The sequence below is a fragment of the Streptococcus sp. KHUD_016 genome, assembly GCF_051106465.1.
GTDB lineage: Bacteria > Bacillota > Bacilli > Lactobacillales > Streptococcaceae > Streptococcus.
Map to the genome: position 1 here is coordinate 1,833,715 of NZ_CP193663.1, position 16,286 is coordinate 1,850,000.

The following is a 16,286-nucleotide window of genomic DNA, read 5'->3' on the forward strand; positions in this document are numbered from 1 at the left end:
TTTAGTTTAGCACAAAGTAGTTGAATTGACTAGGAATTGTCTTTCTTTTCAGACTTCTCTTCTGATTTTTTCTTCTCTGCTTGATTGCTTGAATCAGTCGCTACCTCTTCCTTTTTAGCTGTTTTCTTTTCTTGGATTTTCATCGGAGGAAAGAGAAATTCATAGTTGCCCTTATTCATACGAACACTTGTTGTAAAACCTGTTTTCGTATTTTGATACCTGACTTTTCCTAAGTTGAAGACTCGTTCCCCACTTTCTTGCTCAACCTTATCTTTACTGCGCTTGGCCATGGCAAAAGCTGCCAGCTTTTCTTTGTTTAGGGCAAAGTCTTTGTGATGGGCTACTTGCCGATTTAAATAAAACTGCAACAAAAGGCTAAAAATGGCTGCCATGGTGACTGCATATAAAAAAACGCCTGCCTTAACTTTTTGCTTTTTCCACACGATAGATGAATTCCCTTTCTAAGCCTTTTTGAAATTGGAAGCGAAAGCGAACCAATTGATTTTCCTCTGTAATTTGAGCTGATTTGAGCCCATAAACCATCGGTTGGTAGCCCCGTCCGCTGGTATCCGTTTTTCGAAAATCATCCGATTTAGACTTCCCTATAGAGATATCCTTACCATCCTGTTTCATGTAGAGGCGATTGCCTTCTACCTTTTCAAACTGCGAACGCTCTAACTCTGCCTCCAGCTGATCCACAAACAAGAGCCACTCCTTTTGCTCGCTTTGCTGCTGGTGACGAACTTCTGAAATGAGGAGCTGACTCATAGCCTGAAAGAGGAGCAAGCCTCCGCTAATGACGATAAGGGCAATCAGAGATTCTAAAAGAGTGAAAGCTTTTACCTTACTGCTCTTTAAGATCCAGCAACTTCGATGAACCATGGTAGACCTCCAATCCCTTTTCACTAGCAAATACCTGAATCTCCACTCCATTTATATTTACTTGATTTTGCCCTATTTGCAGAGCCATCTTCGCCACACGCAAGACTTCCTCTTTTTGCAAGATTTCTGCCTCTTCTTGTCTATTTTTCTGAATTTGTCCTAAAAGGAGGGTTGCAATGCTGGCAAACACAGCCAAAGCTACTACTGCTTCTAGTAAGATTACTGCCTTAATTTTTTGTTTCCTTAGTGCGTTTAATTTTTCCATTTCCTAGATATAATTGATAGCGAATCGCTCCTTTACTGGTCTGAAATTCAACCTTAGCCAAGGACGAATTGCCCCCAGCTCGGTCAAATATAATGCTTTGTCCTGATGGTGCCTGAATTCCTTTAGGAACTGTCAAGTTTTGACTGCCATTGCTGATCGTCTGTCCATCTAAGTTCAGACTGGTCTTGTGCTGACTGGCTACACTGCGTTTTTGCGTTTCCCGATAGAGTTCTTCAAACTCCATAAAGAAAATCTGCTCCTCTACCGCCGCAAAACTGGACTGGACAGAGCCAGACAGGACTAAACCAAGGATACTCACAAGTCCCAAAACTAAGAGACTCTCCAGCATAGTAAAGGCCTTAATCTGCAACAGTTTGACTTGTTTTTTGTTTTGCATGGTAGTCTTTATAAGCTTTAGCTTGCTCAGCTGTGATACGGCCGTCCGCTTGTAATTTGCTGAGGCTGGCGTCATCATTTTTATCCAAACGATAGAGTTCTGCCTGGCTTTCCACTACCTTGACAACAGCAGCTTTTCCTTTATCATCTACGGCATCCTTTTGCTTGGTCAAATTGGGCACAAAGAGCAAGAGAAGAACACTGATGATAAGCAAAACCACTAACATTTCTACCAAAGTGAAAGCTTTAACCTTGGCTTTTTTTAAATTTGTCATGAGTTTTTTCATTTTAAAAATTTACCTCCATATTTTGATACATGGGCATAAGCATTGCCGCATAAAGTAAAACGATAATCAGGGCCACAAAGATAAAAACCAGTGGCTGTACCAGATTCATGGTACGATTAACTCGGGTAAAAAAGGCTTCCCAAGTCTTCTCAGCATAGATTTCCAACTCACTCCCCAGCTTGGACTTGACTTCCCCATACTCGATGATGAGACTCAACTCCTTTTTAAAGTAAGGATAGGTTGCTATGGTTTGAGAAAATTCGCGACCATTTTGCAGGGCTTGAGCCAGTTCTTGACCGATTTCTTTAAAGAGCTGAGAACCCTGTTCCTGCATGATCTGAAAAATCTGCGTCAGCTCCATCCCCTGTGAAATCATATTGCCCCATTCACGCGCGTAATAGGCCGTCAGATAGGTCTGAACAAAGATTCCCAGAAAGGGCAGGCGTGCCAACATCGAGAAGACCCGCATCTTGGAACTTCTTTTGTAGAAAGTGAGGGCTAAAAGTAAAGATAGAGAGCAAACCAGCACTAGTCCCAGAAATATTTGTGGCAGATTACCGATGATTTGAGTGGCGATATTGCTACTGTCCAGTTGGGGAAGTAGATAGTTTCTCAACCCCAGCATGATTAGCAGGAGAAATCCCAGCAAAATCAAAGGATAGGTCGCTACTTCGATTAACTTCTTCTTGACCTTGGACAAATTATCCAGATATTCTTCTATCTTCCCCAGACTCAGGTGAAGATTTCCATGCACTTCAGCTAGAGATAACTGGGTCACAATAGCACTTGAAAAGCCCAAGCTGTCCATCATCTCTGAGAAAGATTTCCCCTGAGCCAAGCCTTGGTGCATCTGGGCCACATAGTCCTTTTCTAGCAGGGCACTTCTTCCCAAGAAAGAAATAATATCCACCAAATGAAAGCCACTGGAGAAGAGATTGTTAAACAGGGTGATGATTTTCTTCTGCTTAGCTGTAGCTAATTTTTTCCGTTTCGGCCTGAAGACTTGTGATATGTCCATCTTTAAGAAGCTGGTCAATCTGCTCATTCCAGCTAGTTGGCTGGTGTTCTTGATAGTCTTTATTTGCAAAGTCAACGATTCCTCCTCCCCCGATTAATCTCTGGTAGCAGACTCCTTGCAGGACAACTGCTAATTCCTCCTCCGTCACACCCAACTCCAGAAGGCGTTCATAAACACCTCGGATACTCTTGGCATGAATGGTTGAAAAAACTGTCGCCCCTGTCAAACTGGCTCTGACCACTGCACGCGCTGTCTCGCTATCCCGAATTTCACCAATAATCAAGAGGTCAGGACGATGCCGAAGAGACAGTTTGATCAGATTTTCATAGGTCAATCCAATCGCCTCATTCAACTGCAACTGGAGCATGTCGTCCTGCTTGATCTCGACAGGATCTTCGATGGACATAACCTGTTGCCCCATAAACAGAGACTTGGCTAATTCGTGCATCAAGGTCGTCTTGCCACTTCCAACTGGACCCGCAAAAAGGTAGAGGCCCCGTTGCCGGTACTGCTCACCCAGTTCATTCATATCCTGAAACCAGAAATGCAGGTCCTGCTCTTCGTCGTGCAACAAACGAATGACCAAACTCTCATGTCCCCGATAATCTCCTACGGTAGACAAACGCAGAGAAGACACCTTCTCCCCATGCTGATAGTCGCAAGAGCCCAGCTGACTACGTCTCTTCTCCCCTACATTCATACCCGCTACAAACTTAAAATGACTAATCACAGCAGCTAAAACATCAAACTCATAGGAGTCAACGAGACACCGCGCGTCTCCAACCCGCATGTGAAGCTCATAGGACTTTTCCTTGGGAATGAAATAGATATCCTGAGCCTTCTTTGCTTTCGCAGTAGCAATAATTTTCTGTGCAATTTCTTGTACCATACCGCCCTCCTTATCTAACTATTCGCAAAAAATTGAAAAAAATAAAAAGCAACTTTTAAAAGTTACTTTTTATCTCCATTTCATGCGGCAAGAACGATGCTTTTCTTGACCTGTTTGTTTTTCGTAGCCTGGACGTAGCTTTTCATCGGGGATGACTTGCTCATCCTGTAAAAGTGCCAAAGAATGGTACTGCTGCAAATACTCATCGCACTCATCACACCAGCGTTTATCAGCAGGATCCCAAAAGATAGTCATCAAATCACTCCGACTCTTATAAAGAGGATTCTTCTTTTCCAGCTCAAACCAGCATGATTTATAATATTTTAGAGCATCATAATACTTGTCAAAAGATTGACTCATGATGACATCTTCTTCCCAACCTTCTATGAACCACCACGGTTCAAAATCCCCATACATTTCTATAACACGATACATTCTTACTACTTCCTTTGTATCGTATATTATATCTAATTTTTTAATACAAGAAAAGGATTTTGCTTGTTTCCCCCATTAGCAATTTCTTTAATCCTATTATTTTCATCTGATAATAAAAATAGGAGTCCTTTATTGACCCCTATTTTTTATCTTCTTAGGCTTGATAACGTTTCACACCATCTAGGTAGGTTGCTACCAATTCCAAATCTTTATCTAGTACGATAAAGTCAGCGTCATAACCTTCACGGATTTGACCACAGACATCATCGATGTGAACAGATTTTGCTGGGTTGAGGCTGGCCATCATGACTGCTTCATGCGGATTCGCAATGCCCCATTCGACCACATTTTTCAAACCATCTTTGAGTTTGAGGATTGAACCTGCCAAATTGCCTGTCGATTTGAGGCGAGCAGTTCCATTAGCAACAACTACTGGGAATTCTCCCAACATGTAGTCGCCGTCTTCCAATCCACCCGCTGTCATACAGTCTGTGATAAGGGCGATATTTTCAGTTCCTTTTTGCTTGAGCAAAATATCACAGGCCTTTGGATCTACGTGGTGACCGTCACAGATCAACTCTGCGTAAGTATGTGGCAATTCATACATGGCTCCCACCATACCGAGCTCACGGTGAGTCAACCCACGCATCCCATTGTAGGCATGTACCCAAACACTCGCTCCAGCATCGACTGCTTTTTTAGCTTCATCAAAAGTCGCATTGGAGTGTCCAAGAGCAACGGTCACTCCTTCACCCGTAACTGTACGAACAAAGTCTTCTACACCTTCACGTTCTGGCGCAAGGGCAATTTTATTGAGCAGGCCATTTGCTGCTTTTTGCCAAGCACGAAACTCATCCATACGGGGGTCTTTCATATAAGCAGGGTTTTGGGCTCCCTTGTATTTCTCTGTGAAATAAGGTCCTTCAAAATAGATCCCACGAATCTTGGCTCCACTTGCTTCCTGGTAACGAGCGCCGATATTTTCAGTTACCGCAAGCAACTGCTCGTAAGAGGAAGTCAAGGTCGTTGGCAAGAAGCTGGTAACACCCGTGCTAAGTAGACCTTCACTCATGGTATGAAGGGTTCCTTCGATGTTATTGTCCATGACATCCACACCGCCAAATCCATGAATGTGGGTATCCACAAGTCCTGGGGCAATGCTATAACCTGTATAGTCAATCACCTCAGCTCCTTCAGGAATCTGTTCTACATGTTTGCCAAACTTGCCATCCACAAGTTCCAAGTAACCGCCACGACGAACTCCGTGTGGGTAGAAAAACTGATCCGCTTTAATATAATTAGGCATAATGATAACCTCCTTGATAGATTGATTCTAGAATTTATTATGTCAATTACATTATAAACCTTTCTTTTTCATTTGTAAATGGTATAGACCTATTTTCTAGAGATATTTTAAAAGAGCTGGATTTCTCCAACTCTTTAATTTTATTTTGATTTTACAGGTAGTTCTTGAGCAGCCTTAACAGCAGCTGCAATCGTCTCTGCGTAAAGTTTAGCACCTTCTTCAATCATGTTGCTATTATTTCCAAAGTGAACTTGGTCAGTTCCAGCCCAGATTTCAGGGTGTTCCTTAGCAACCTTATTCCAGTCAGCGATGCTCACATATGGGTTCTTTTCAGCTAATTCTCTCGCATAAGCCGCATACTGTTCCACTGATGTGTAAGTGTCCTTGCTCTTATCTCCCTCATAAGGTGTCACCAGTATCAGATGGTGTCCTTTCGGTAGATGGTTCACGATGCTGTCCAAATCATTCTTATAACCTTCAGGATTGTTGACTCCCGTTGCAATGACGACTGTTTTTAGCAGCGCCTTGTTCTGACTGTTATTGAGCATGATGTCATTGGCTTGCTTGGTCGTTCGACTAACCTGGGCATTGATATTCGCTTCAGGAAGTGCCTCTTGTAAGGCTGTATTGGCACGCAAGGCTACCGAATCTCCTATTAGGCTTGTTCCCTCAGAAATTCCTAGACGACTCAGTTCAGCTTGTTCAGCAAGAGTCTTTGTTTGTCCTATATTGGTCTGGGCTTGTTTGAAACCATTGACCATCAAGTCTGTCTCAAAAGCTCCAACTTGAGGAGCCACAGCTATGATAATCAAGGTAATCAAGGTAAGAATGCCAGCAGCACCAGCACTAATTGGTTTAATATGAGGCAATCGACTAATCTTCCGTATTAAAGGATTGGATTTACCGGCAATCAACGGCTCAATAATATAGAAGGATAGGATAGCAAAGAAATAAGAAAAGATGATTGTCAGAATAACAGCAGGCAGATTACTCATCAGCTGAGAAAAGATAATATAAAAAGGCCAGTGGAAAAGATAAACCGCGTAGCTAGTATCCGCTAAAAATGTAATGATCCGAGGTTCTTGTATCTCAGGCGTTTTCTCATGCAAGACACGCGCAGCAAAAATCATGGTCACTGCCGCTAAACTTGCTAGCAAGAAGCCAAATAAGTACGCAAACAGGTAGGTAAATTTGACAAAGAAAGTCAGAAGCAACAATACCAAAAGCCCCGCAGCAAATACCAGTAGATTTTGACGAAGGTCCCACATCCGGTCAAACTGCTTGACTAAATCGCTCGTCTGACGAACCCCCACAACTGTCGCCAAAATGCTTCCTAAAAAGAAGGGATAGACATGGGTTAAACTTGAAAAGTAGACAGATGAATAGGAACTAGCCATTAGACTACCAATAAACATGGAGAAAAAGCTAATGATAAAAGCTCCTGCAGAAAGGAGAAAGACTATCCCTCTCAATTGACTACTAGATTTTGAACGTTTCGATAAGAACCAAACCGCTAAGCCCCAAAGGATATAGTAGTGAACCTCAACAGCTAGGCTCCAGTTGTGAACAAAGAGATGCGGAATGAACTGGGATTCATAACTACCCCCTGTTAACATTTCGTAGAAGTTGGTCATAAAACCGAGAACTCCAGCTATCTGGCCACCAATTCCAGCAACATAGTCTTGACGAACCAAGAAAGTAAAAGGCATGGTCACCAAAACCATCAGCACCACAGGTGGCACGATGCGGTAAAACCGTCTCTTAAAAAAGCCCAGTAAGTCAATCTGGCGTGCCTTCCCAAATTCTTCTAAAAGGAGGGAGGTGATCAAAAATCCTGAAAAAGTGAAAAAGACATCTACCCCAAAGAAGCCTCCAGGAAAGATCGTTTGAAAGAAGTGGTACAAAAGCACCAAAAGTAAACCTGTAATCCTAATCAAGGAAAACCATTTAATACGCATACGAGTCTATTCTCCATTAAATTAGGAAGCAAAACACCGCCTAATTTCCATTCCATTATACTCCCTATTCTATCAAAAAAATAGGAAAAATCCTAAGAGAAAACTTAGGATTTTGGCATTCTAATTTTACACTTTAGAAATTGCGCCCTGACTTGTTGTAGCCATATTTTTCCACAAAATACTCACGGAATTCCAATAGATTATCATCCATGATGGCTTGACGCACTTGCTTCATCAGATTGAGCAAGAAGTAGAGATTGTGGTAGCTAGTCAAGCGGATACCAAAGGTTTCGTCAGCCTTGAGCAGGTGACGAAGGTAGGCGCGTGTGTAGTTCTTGCATGTGTAGCAATCACACTCAGGATCCAGTGGCGTAAAGTCTTCAGCGAATTGTGCATTTTTGACAACCAAACGACCTTGGCTGGTCATACAAGTTCCGTTACGAGCGATACGAGTCGGCAAGACACAGTCAAACATATCCACACCACGAATCACCCCATCAATCAAGCTATCCGGCGCTCCCACACCCATCAAATAGCGAGGTTTATTTTCAGGCAGCAGTTGAGTTGTAAAGTCCAAGACTGCATTCATTTCTTCATGGGTCTCTCCTACTGCCAAACCACCGATAGAGTAACCAGGGAAGTCCATGCTAACAAGGTCGTGAGCTGACTGACGGCGAAGGTCTTCAAATCCTGCCCCCTGTACAATTCCAAACAAACCTTGGTCATGTGGACGACGGTGAGCCTTCAAGCCACGTTCGGCCCAACGGCTAGTACGCTCGATGGATTTCTTAACGTAGTCGTAAGGTTGGTAAAACTGAGGACATTCATCAAAAGACATCATGATGTCTGAGCCTAAATTGTTCTGAATAGAGATGGCCTTTTCTGGCGATAGGAACATCTTGGAACCATTGAGATGGTTTTTAAAGGTTACTCCTTCTTCGGTGATATTTCGGCTATCTGCTAGGGAATAAACCTGGAAGCCACCACTATCTGTCAAAATTGGTTGGTCCCAGTTCATAAATTTGTGGAGACCACCTGCGCGTGCGATGAGTTCATCTCCAGGGCGAAGCCAGAGATGATAGGTATTAGAGAGGATAATCCCTGATCCCATCTCCTTCAACTCCTCTGGTGACTGGGTCTTGACAGTAGCTTGGGTCCCAACTGGCATAAACATAGGTGTCGGGAAGGTACCGTGCGGGGTGATGATTTCTCCCAGACGAGCTCCCGTGTGTTTCTCTTTCTTAATCAAACGGTATTTGATTGGTGAATCTGACATTTTTTACCTCCGAAGCTGGGAAAAACAGTCCCAGTTCATACTTTGTGCCCAAAGGCATACTGTATGATTTTATCAAAAAAACTAGGAACTGTCACGAACTATGGTATAATGAGAGAATGAAATACCCAAAAATTGATTTAAAAACCATTCGTCTGCAGACGAGGCAGTTTCAGGCTGAAAATCCCCGCCTCTTTCTCGTCTATCTCTTACCTAGCATACTGGTCATCTTATCAGGCTTTCTCAACCCCTTGGCTCGTCTCCAAGAAAGTGTTTTAGAGCAATCCTTTTTCAGCATGCTGGCACAAGTGCTCCAAGCCTATCTCTTCCCACTAGTGGTTTCTTTTTTGAGCACAATTTTTCTAGCAGGTGCTGCTTTTGCGACACTCCGACTCCTCAAGGATCCTGATACAGAACTCTCAGTAAAATCAAGCCTGGCCCTCTTTGCTGAAGAGCGCTTCTCGCAAACCTTCCTCACTCTGCTCCTCAAACGTTTCTACCTCTTTTTATGGAGCATTCCAAACTTAGTAGGCGTTTATTTTCTCTTTTATAGCAATCTCTTAGCTCGGAGATTTGTCGCCCTACATCCTGAATTTCCAAAATTAGACCTCTCATCCCTTGAAACAGAGCAGTTCCTTATGACCTTTGGCCTCTACTTTTTCGCGAGTCTCATCTTGATGATTGTAGGGAACATCCTCTACGTTCCACAATATTATGCCTACTCGCAGGTAGAATTCCTCCTCTGCGATACTCTGGATTTAGGACAGGCTAAACCCCGTCAAATCCTGAAAACCAGCCGTTTCTTGATGAAGGGTTACAAATTCCAGCGCTTTGTCCTCGACCTACAACTACTCCCTTGGTACTTCCTCAACTGGATCACCTTTGGAATTGCTAGCTTTTCACTCCTTCCCTATATCCAGAACAATCACATCTTCTTTTACAGAGCCCTACTAGCCCGTAAACGTCGAAATGGATAAGAGTCTACAAAAACCAGCGTCGTTCAGGACGCTGGTTTTCTTATTTCAAAAGTAACATACTCAGCAGAGTCAAAATAGCAGGCCCACCTTGCTTCAGAATAATCTTCTTGTTTATCCTGAAGGAATGACATGCAAAAAAGAAGAGGGAACTCAATCAGTTCCCAACTTCCATTTTAATGATTAGTTCATTGAAACGTGAACGTGGTCATAGTGGTTTTCGGTCACACTACCACGATCCGGCATTGGATTCCACGTGTAAGCTGGTCCATATTTACTATCGTATGGAGCGTAGAAACGTTGTTTCCAGATGATGTAGTTGATACCACGGCTAGCCATATTTTTGACTGCATATTCTGCAATTTGATCCCCGAGTGCTGAACTCACTGGAACCATGAAGTCGATGGCCAAACCTTTACCATGGTCCCCACTGTCACCAGGACGGTAGCCACTAAAGGATGTAATCCCAAACAAGTTGGCTACTTCTTCTTTAAAGGCTGCTGTTTGTGGTTGAAGACCTGCATTCTCAGACTTAGCTACAGCAAGTCCTGCATAGTCAGGAGCCGCTGGAGCTGAATAAGTTCTTGAAGGAGTTTGGCTTTGCTCTGCTTGATAAGTCGAAGTTGCAGTGTCAGAAGTTGCTGTTGATGCTGCTGTTTCTTCTGTTGCACTTGTTCCTGTTGTATCAGCAGGCGTTTCAGTTGCTGGAGCAGCTGCTACTGGGGCTTCTGCTGGAGTTGTTGCTGCCGTTTCTTCGGTAGCTGGAATCGCCACTTGTGGAGCTTCTTCAACTGGGCGAGTTGTTTCTGCTACTGGTGCTTCCGCTAGAGTCGTTTCAGCTGTTTCTTCAGCTACAGGTGTTTCTGTAGATAGTGTCTCTTCAGCAACTGTCGCTGTCTCAGAAACTTCTGAACTTGGCGCTACTTCTGCTGGTTTTTCAGTCTCTGTTGCAGTTGGAGCTTCCTCAATTGGTTGAGAAAGATCTTCTACTTGAACTGTTTGTTCATCAACTGTCACTTGATTCGTCGTCAAATCAGCTGTCGCAGTCGTCACTTCTTCACTAGCATCTGATTGAGGAGCTTGGATTTCAACTTCCGTTACCTCTTCTTCCTCATTGACAGTTGTAGTGAGGACAGTATCTGGGAAAATCAAGTCCATATTGGTAATTTTATTCAAATTAGCAAGGACCGTCACATCTACTCCCAAAGCTTCTGCAATCGTGCTCAGGGTATCACCATACTGAACTGTATAGCTGTTTTTGTTTTCGTTTTTCGTCACGTCATTTTGGATTTGCTCAACGCTACGTGCTGTCCAAGAGATTTCTTGAGCTTTAGCTCCTAATGCGGGAGCAAGAGACAAGGCTACTGTTGAGGCTAAAATAATTCTTTTCTTCATTCGTTCATATTCCTTTCAAATGAGTACCTGTCTATCATAACACAAAAAAAGCAGAAAAAAAGCCCTCTCGGGCCTATTTAACAGAACTGTCTATTCCTTGTAACAAACTCGATTACTTGAAATAGTTTGTTAGGTTTCTGTCACAAAACTGACACAATCTTCTCGTCCCCAATCCTCAAAAATATGAGGAACATCTGCCAGTGCTTGAATCCTCTGATTCCCTTCATAAGAAGACTCTAAAAAGTTGATGCTTTGAAGGCCACTATTCTGGGCAAATTCCACATCCAAAGTTCGGTCTCCTATATAGTAGGTGTTCTCAGAATCCAACTCATACTTGTCTAGCAGATAGGTCGCCGCTTCTGGACTGGGCTTGCGCGCAAAGCCACTCTGACTGGTTAAAATCTCTTTGAAATAGGATTCCAACCCCAAGTCTCTGAGAATGGCAAAAGCATTGTCCCCCTTATGAGTATAGACAAACTGCTGAATCCCTGCTTGGTCTGCCCAAGCTAGCACTTCACGCACACCTGGCATCAAAACTACCTGAGTATTCTTCTCAGCCAGACTCTGGGCACGCACCTGATTGAGTACTTCCGCATCCAGATTTCTCTCTTCTGCTACCTGCTCCAGCAAATCCTGCACAGAGTACCTGAGGATAAACTCTCTCACTTTTTCCTTATCATAAGGAATAGAAAATTGAGCAAAGGTCTCCTCAATCCCTGACAAAATCGCTTCGTAAGAGTCCAATAAAGTCCCGTCTAAATCCCAAATAAAGGCTATTTTTTGCATCTCCTATCCTTTCAAGCTCATATAACGCTGGTAACGGTAACGTAGAAATAACCAACGGAAACCATTATCCAAGAGAGTCCCTGCCCAAATACCAGGCAAGCCCCAACCAAGAACAATACCCATAAGATAGGCTGTCCCTATACGGATACACCACATCCCAATACTTGTCGCATAAAAGGGGAGGCGAGCATTTCCCAATCCCTGCCACACTGCCGTATATATAACTGTCCCTGTCGCCATGGGAGTTCCTAGTAGAGAGAACAGTACCACCAAAACGCTCGCTTCAACTGCTATAGGGTCCGTCGTATAGAGATGAGTCAATGGTGTCCCCAAGGCATAGATACTGAGAGTTAAGGGCAACATGAGAAGCAGAGAAAGCCAAAAAGTTTGCTTACTTAGTTTGTCCACCCTTGCCCAATCATTCTCCCCAACTGCTCGAGCCACCTGCATGACTGTTGCCGTAGCGACGCCAAAGGCAGGCATATAGTTAAACTGGGTCAAGACTTCTCCAACTGCATTCCCCGCTACTGCCTCCGTCCCAAAAGAAACAACCAAGGCAATGATGACAACGTCTCCAGCCCGCATCATGAGACGTTCCCCTGCCGCTGGCAAAGCCAAGGTCAGTAAGTCTTTATCCAGTCCAAAAGTCGGTTTCTCAAAAGGCAGCTTTAATTGAGACCACAAAATCACAAGACCAACCAAGCGAGACAGAATAGTCCCCCATGCAACACCAGCTATGCCCATATCAAGAACAAAAATAGCTAGACTTGAAAAAAGAATATTTAAGGCATTGGATAAAAGACTCACATAGAGGGGTAGACGCGGATTATGCGTTGCACGAATCAAGGCACCTAGACTGGTCATCAAGCCCAAGAGAACAATCGATCCACCTACCAAAGATAGGTAGAGCCCACCACTCTCGGCCACCTCCTGCTCAGTTCCCAAGAGTCCTATCATCTCTTTCCCAGCAAAGAGCGATAAGGCTCCTAAAAGCAAACTCAGTAGCAAGGTAATCTTCAGCGCTTCAGTCACATGATAAGCTAGCTTGGACTGGTCTTTCTGACCCATGCTTTTTGAAATAACACTGGAAATAGCAGCCCCCAAAGCGATGAAAATGGCCTGGTAAATCGTGATAACATTGCCAGCTACTGAAACACCCGAAATAGCGATCAAGCCCAAGTGGGCGACCAAGTAGCTGTCCACCATCCCCATGAGCATCTGCAAAAAGTTTTCACCCATAACTGGCAATGCAATATTAAGAATGTCTTTATTTTTTTTAAACAATCCTTCCTCCTGATGAAAAGAAACTCAGTTGGTTTCCCAACCGAGTTTACTTCCTCTGTCTTAAAGTCCTAGATAAGCCTCAACCGCTGCTTGCATATCAGCAGCTGCCACTGTTGTTTTGTGACGAACAGGAGCTGTCTCAAGCCCGTCAACTGCTGACGGCACTGCCACTCCTGAAATGTCATGTAATTGAGCCAAGGCTTCAAAGTCAGTCAAGCCTGCTTTTCCTGTTACAGCTTCTACTGCAACCACTGGGAACTTGTAGGGACTAGCTGTTGAAGCAATCACTGTCTTAGCCGCATCCCCAGTAGCCGCTTGGTATTTTCTATAAACAGCTGAGGCAACCGCCGTATGTGGATCCTCGATATAGCCATCTGTTTGATAAACATGTTTAATTTCTGCCGCAGTTTCTTCCTCAGTCGCATATTCAGCTGCAAAGAGATCCAGAATCGCTGCATCAAAGTCTGTCAATTCATATTGTCCTTGTGTACTCAAAGCATTCATGAGTTCAGCTGTCTTAACCGCATCATTCCCCAAAAGATGGAAAATTAAACGCTCTAAGTTTGAAGATACTAGGATATCCATAGATGGGCTAGTCGTTACCTTAAACTCACGTTTCTTATCGTAAACACGTGTTTTGAAGAAGTCTGTCAAGACATTGTTGTCATTTGAAGCACAGACTAATTTACCAACTGGCAGACCAATTTGCTTGGCATAAAAGGCAGCCAAAATATTTCCAAAGTTTCCTGTTGGTACTGTGAAATTGACCTTTTCACCAGCCACAATCTCACCAGACTTGACCAACTGAGCGTAGGCATAAACATAATAAACAATCTGTGGTACCAAACGACCAATGTTCATAGAGTTAGCTGATGAAAATTGCAACTTGTTCGCTGCCAATTTTTCACGAAGTTCCACATCGTTGAACATGTGCTTCACGTTTGTTTGTGCATCATCAAAGTTTCCATCAATAGCGATAACATGAGTATTGTCGCCAGTCTGAGTAGTCATTTGCAACTCTTGTACCTTGCTAACACCATCTTTCGGATAAAAAACGATAATCTCAGTTCCAGGCACATCGGCAAACCCCGCCATAGCAGCTTTCCCAGTATCACCAGATGTCGCTGTCAAAATGACAATCTTGTTCTCCAAACCATGCTTTTTAGCGGCTGTTGTCATAAAGTACGGCAAGATAGACAAGGCCATGTCTTTAAAAGCGATCGTTGAACCATGGAACAGTTCCAAGTTATATTGCCCATCCAGTTTCACCAATGGCGCAATAGCTGGAGTATCAAACTTGCTATCGTAGGCATTGGTGATACAGTAGTCCAACTCCTCAGCCGTAAAGTCATCTAAAAAGGCTGATAAAACTAATTTAGCCACTTCTTGGTAAGAAGCATCTTTTAATGTTTCAAAGTCCAAATCCACCTTTGGATAAGTAAGTGGTGTAAACAGACCACCATCCGTCGCCAAACCTTGCAAAATAGCTTGGCTGGCAGTTACTGTATTATTGGCATCACGCGTTGATTGATAAACTAATGTCATGAATCTCTATCCTTTATCTATAGTCTCTTCCATTATATCATGATTTTTCAGAAAATTCTCCCTTTATAAGAGAAATTATAATCCCAATTCTTTCTTCAAAGGCTCTAAATAAACCATTTCTTGCTTATCTCTTTTCTCCAGTCCTTCCTCAGCTAGGGTGAGTAAATCTTTAGAAAACTCGAGAACCGCAGCTTCTTCTTCATCTGTGAGTTGTTTTTTAGAAAATTGTCGTCTTAAAAGCTTATAATCACGACCAGCTGTGGTAAAAAATGGAGCAGTTCGCAAGTAAGCTTCAAGCTTGTCTAAATGAACCAACAAGCCCAAGTGAAAGGCAGCAGAAGCAAAAGTCCTATCAAGTGGCTGAGTACACACACTACGAAACTCAACTGTTCCTCGAGTCGTTAAGTCTTGGTACTGGTAACTACGATGAGTTTGGAAATCCTCCTCCTGAGGATGAATTAACACCTCATCCCCATTAAGGGTAAATGCTTGGATTTCAGGTGTAGCCAAATAGTCCCTAGCCTGAATCGGATAAAAATAATAGATCTGCCCATCACGCTCCGCAGTAAAGATTGCAGAATAATCTAGATAATCAAAAAAATCATTCTCGTCTTTGAAGAGTCTGGCATTGACGCCTACATTTTCAGGATAAATCCCGTGCATAGACTCTTCCCAAAAAATATCTCTCGAAATCTTGGTATCCCAATCTGCCCCTGAAAACTCAGAATTTGCAAACAAACAAGCTTTGGCAGCTTCAATTTGAGTAAAAGCATTGATAACACGCAGGTAGTTGGACCTTGAAATGTCTAGTTGAACCTGACTCCCACAGATAAAGGCTCCATACTCAGGGAAATGATGTAAATCTGATTTAGTTACATTTCTACTCAAATTCAGATAATCCATCAACATCTGATAGCGTGGATAAGCCACTGGACAATTCTCATTTTTATCCCAGTTAGGATGAATGCCGCGGCCAACAATAGCATGATTAGCTTCACCCAATTTATTCTGAATCGTAGCCATATAGAAGTTAAGGCGTTCTTCTACCTCTTGGATAGATTCGGCCTTTCCGAATGCAAACTCAATCGTCGTATAAGCAACCTCAAACAAGATCGTATCTTGGCTGACTGGATCAAGCAACTGAATTGGATTCCCAAAATCATCCACTTTTTCGATAGTAAAGCCCAGTACTGATGGTAAATACCGAAAGAGATCCTTAACAACTTCACCATCTGTAGCTTTACCCTCTAAATTTACAATAGGATATTCTAACTCAATCCCAATAAATAAATCTGGGTGCTCTTTTATATTCTTTAAGTAACGTTTCTTTAGTAATTCAACAGACCGAGACATTAATCACCAAACTCTTTCATAATCAAAATAAATTGTGAATAAGTAATATTATACCAAAAATACACTAAAAATGACTAGAATAAGAAGAAAAAGATGATTCATCAGTTATCTGTACTTAATCAAAATCTTTACCAAAACAAAAAACAAGGTCCGAAAACCTTGTCTTTATTACTATACCGGCGGCCGGGGTCGAACCGGCACGTCCTTGCGGACACTGGATTTTGAGTCCAGCGCGTCTGC

General features: G+C 42.9%; 17 protein-coding genes and 1 tRNA gene (1 of these 18 running past the window's edge). 1 reads left to right on the forward strand and 17 read right to left on the reverse strand.

Going from position 1 to position 16,286, the window contains the following annotated elements; translation table 11 throughout:
- Positions 1 to 29: 29 nt before the first annotated feature.
- The 11 genes from comGG to tgt form a co-directional block, all read right to left on the reverse strand.
- Positions 30 to 443, reverse strand: a complete 414-nt coding sequence (gene comGG, locus ACORHV_RS08785) for a competence type IV pilus minor pilin ComGG (protein WP_434398170.1) — start codon at positions 441 to 443, stop codon at positions 30 to 32.
- A complete protein-coding gene (gene comGF, locus ACORHV_RS08790) occupies positions 421 to 882 on the reverse strand; it encodes a competence type IV pilus minor pilin ComGF (protein WP_434398172.1) in 462 nt (153 codons plus the stop codon). The genes comGG and comGF overlap by 23 nt, the downstream gene beginning before the upstream one ends.
- Positions 845 to 1,147, reverse strand: a complete 303-nt coding sequence (comGE, locus tag ACORHV_RS08795; RefSeq protein WP_434398174.1) for a competence type IV pilus minor pilin ComGE — start codon at positions 1,145 to 1,147, stop codon at positions 845 to 847. Before comGE ends, comGF begins: the two co-directional genes overlap by 38 nt.
- Complete coding sequence (comGD, locus tag ACORHV_RS08800) at positions 1,110 to 1,544, reverse strand: competence type IV pilus minor pilin ComGD (RefSeq protein WP_434398176.1); 435 nt, start codon at positions 1,542 to 1,544, stop codon at positions 1,110 to 1,112. Before comGD ends, comGE begins: the two co-directional genes overlap by 38 nt.
- Entirely contained in the window at positions 1,507 to 1,830 is a 324-nt protein-coding gene (gene comGC / locus ACORHV_RS08805) for a competence type IV pilus major pilin ComGC (protein ID WP_000735798.1), read from the reverse strand. Before comGC ends, comGD begins: the two co-directional genes overlap by 38 nt.
- A gap of 1 nt (position 1,831) precedes the next feature.
- Positions 1,832 to 2,848 carry a competence type IV pilus assembly protein ComGB gene (gene comGB / locus ACORHV_RS08810; RefSeq protein ID WP_434399052.1) on the reverse strand — a complete coding sequence of 339 codons (1,017 nt, stop codon included), beginning with the start codon at positions 2,846 to 2,848 and terminating at the stop codon, positions 1,832 to 1,834.
- Positions 2,796 to 3,737, reverse strand: a complete 942-nt coding sequence (gene comGA / locus ACORHV_RS08815; protein WP_434398178.1) for a competence type IV pilus ATPase ComGA — start codon at positions 3,735 to 3,737, stop codon at positions 2,796 to 2,798. The genes comGB and comGA overlap by 53 nt, the downstream gene beginning before the upstream one ends.
- Before the next feature lie 69 nt (positions 3,738 to 3,806).
- On the reverse strand, positions 3,807 to 4,172 hold the full coding sequence (locus ACORHV_RS08820) for a DUF1033 family protein (RefSeq protein WP_000286396.1): 366 nt from the start codon (positions 4,170 to 4,172) through the stop codon (positions 3,807 to 3,809).
- A gap of 154 nt (positions 4,173 to 4,326) precedes the next feature.
- Positions 4,327 to 5,478, reverse strand: a complete 1,152-nt coding sequence (nagA, locus tag ACORHV_RS08825; RefSeq protein ID WP_001134447.1) for an N-acetylglucosamine-6-phosphate deacetylase — start codon at positions 5,476 to 5,478, stop codon at positions 4,327 to 4,329.
- A 140-nt stretch (positions 5,479 to 5,618) separates the two neighbouring features.
- Positions 5,619 to 7,436, reverse strand: a complete 1,818-nt coding sequence (locus tag ACORHV_RS08830; protein WP_001220885.1) for an acyltransferase family protein — start codon at positions 7,434 to 7,436, stop codon at positions 5,619 to 5,621.
- Between the two features lie 133 nt (positions 7,437 to 7,569).
- Positions 7,570 to 8,712, reverse strand: a complete 1,143-nt coding sequence (tgt, locus tag ACORHV_RS08835) for a tRNA guanosine(34) transglycosylase Tgt (RefSeq protein WP_001285237.1) — start codon at positions 8,710 to 8,712, stop codon at positions 7,570 to 7,572.
- A 116-nt stretch (positions 8,713 to 8,828) separates the two neighbouring features.
- Here tgt and ACORHV_RS08840 point away from each other — a divergent pair, with 116 nt between their 5' ends.
- The gene (locus ACORHV_RS08840; RefSeq protein ID WP_434398180.1) at positions 8,829 to 9,686 is read left to right on the forward strand and encodes a DUF975 family protein; all 858 of its coding nucleotides are present in this window, start codon (positions 8,829 to 8,831) and stop codon (positions 9,684 to 9,686) included.
- A 180-nt stretch (positions 9,687 to 9,866) separates the two neighbouring features.
- Here the strand turns inward: ACORHV_RS08840 and ACORHV_RS08845 are convergent, their stop codons facing one another.
- The 6 genes from ACORHV_RS08845 to ACORHV_RS08870 all read right to left on the reverse strand — a co-directional run.
- Positions 9,867 to 11,078, reverse strand: coding sequence for a LysM peptidoglycan-binding domain-containing protein (locus ACORHV_RS08845; RefSeq protein ID WP_049484512.1), 1,212 nt, complete (start codon positions 11,076 to 11,078; stop codon positions 9,867 to 9,869).
- 129 nt (positions 11,079 to 11,207) lie between these two features.
- Positions 11,208 to 11,864 carry an HAD family hydrolase gene (locus ACORHV_RS08850; protein WP_049484511.1) on the reverse strand — a complete coding sequence of 219 codons (657 nt, stop codon included), beginning with the start codon at positions 11,862 to 11,864 and terminating at the stop codon, positions 11,208 to 11,210.
- Between the two features lie 3 nt (positions 11,865 to 11,867).
- Positions 11,868 to 13,148 (reverse strand): MATE family efflux transporter, encoded by a 1,281-nt coding sequence (locus tag ACORHV_RS08855; RefSeq protein ID WP_434398183.1) that lies wholly within the window; start codon positions 13,146 to 13,148, stop codon positions 11,868 to 11,870.
- A gap of 60 nt (positions 13,149 to 13,208) precedes the next feature.
- Positions 13,209 to 14,693: a threonine synthase gene (thrC, locus tag ACORHV_RS08860; RefSeq protein ID WP_434398185.1), complete on the reverse strand. Its 1,485-nt coding sequence runs from the start codon at positions 14,691 to 14,693 to the stop codon at positions 13,209 to 13,211.
- A gap of 75 nt (positions 14,694 to 14,768) precedes the next feature.
- Positions 14,769 to 16,046 (reverse strand): hypothetical protein, encoded by a 1,278-nt coding sequence (locus ACORHV_RS08865; RefSeq protein ID WP_000091645.1) that lies wholly within the window; start codon positions 16,044 to 16,046, stop codon positions 14,769 to 14,771.
- Between the two features lie 174 nt (positions 16,047 to 16,220).
- Positions 16,221 to 16,286: transfer RNA gene (locus tag ACORHV_RS08870), tRNA-Leu, on the reverse strand (it continues 18 nt past the right edge of the window).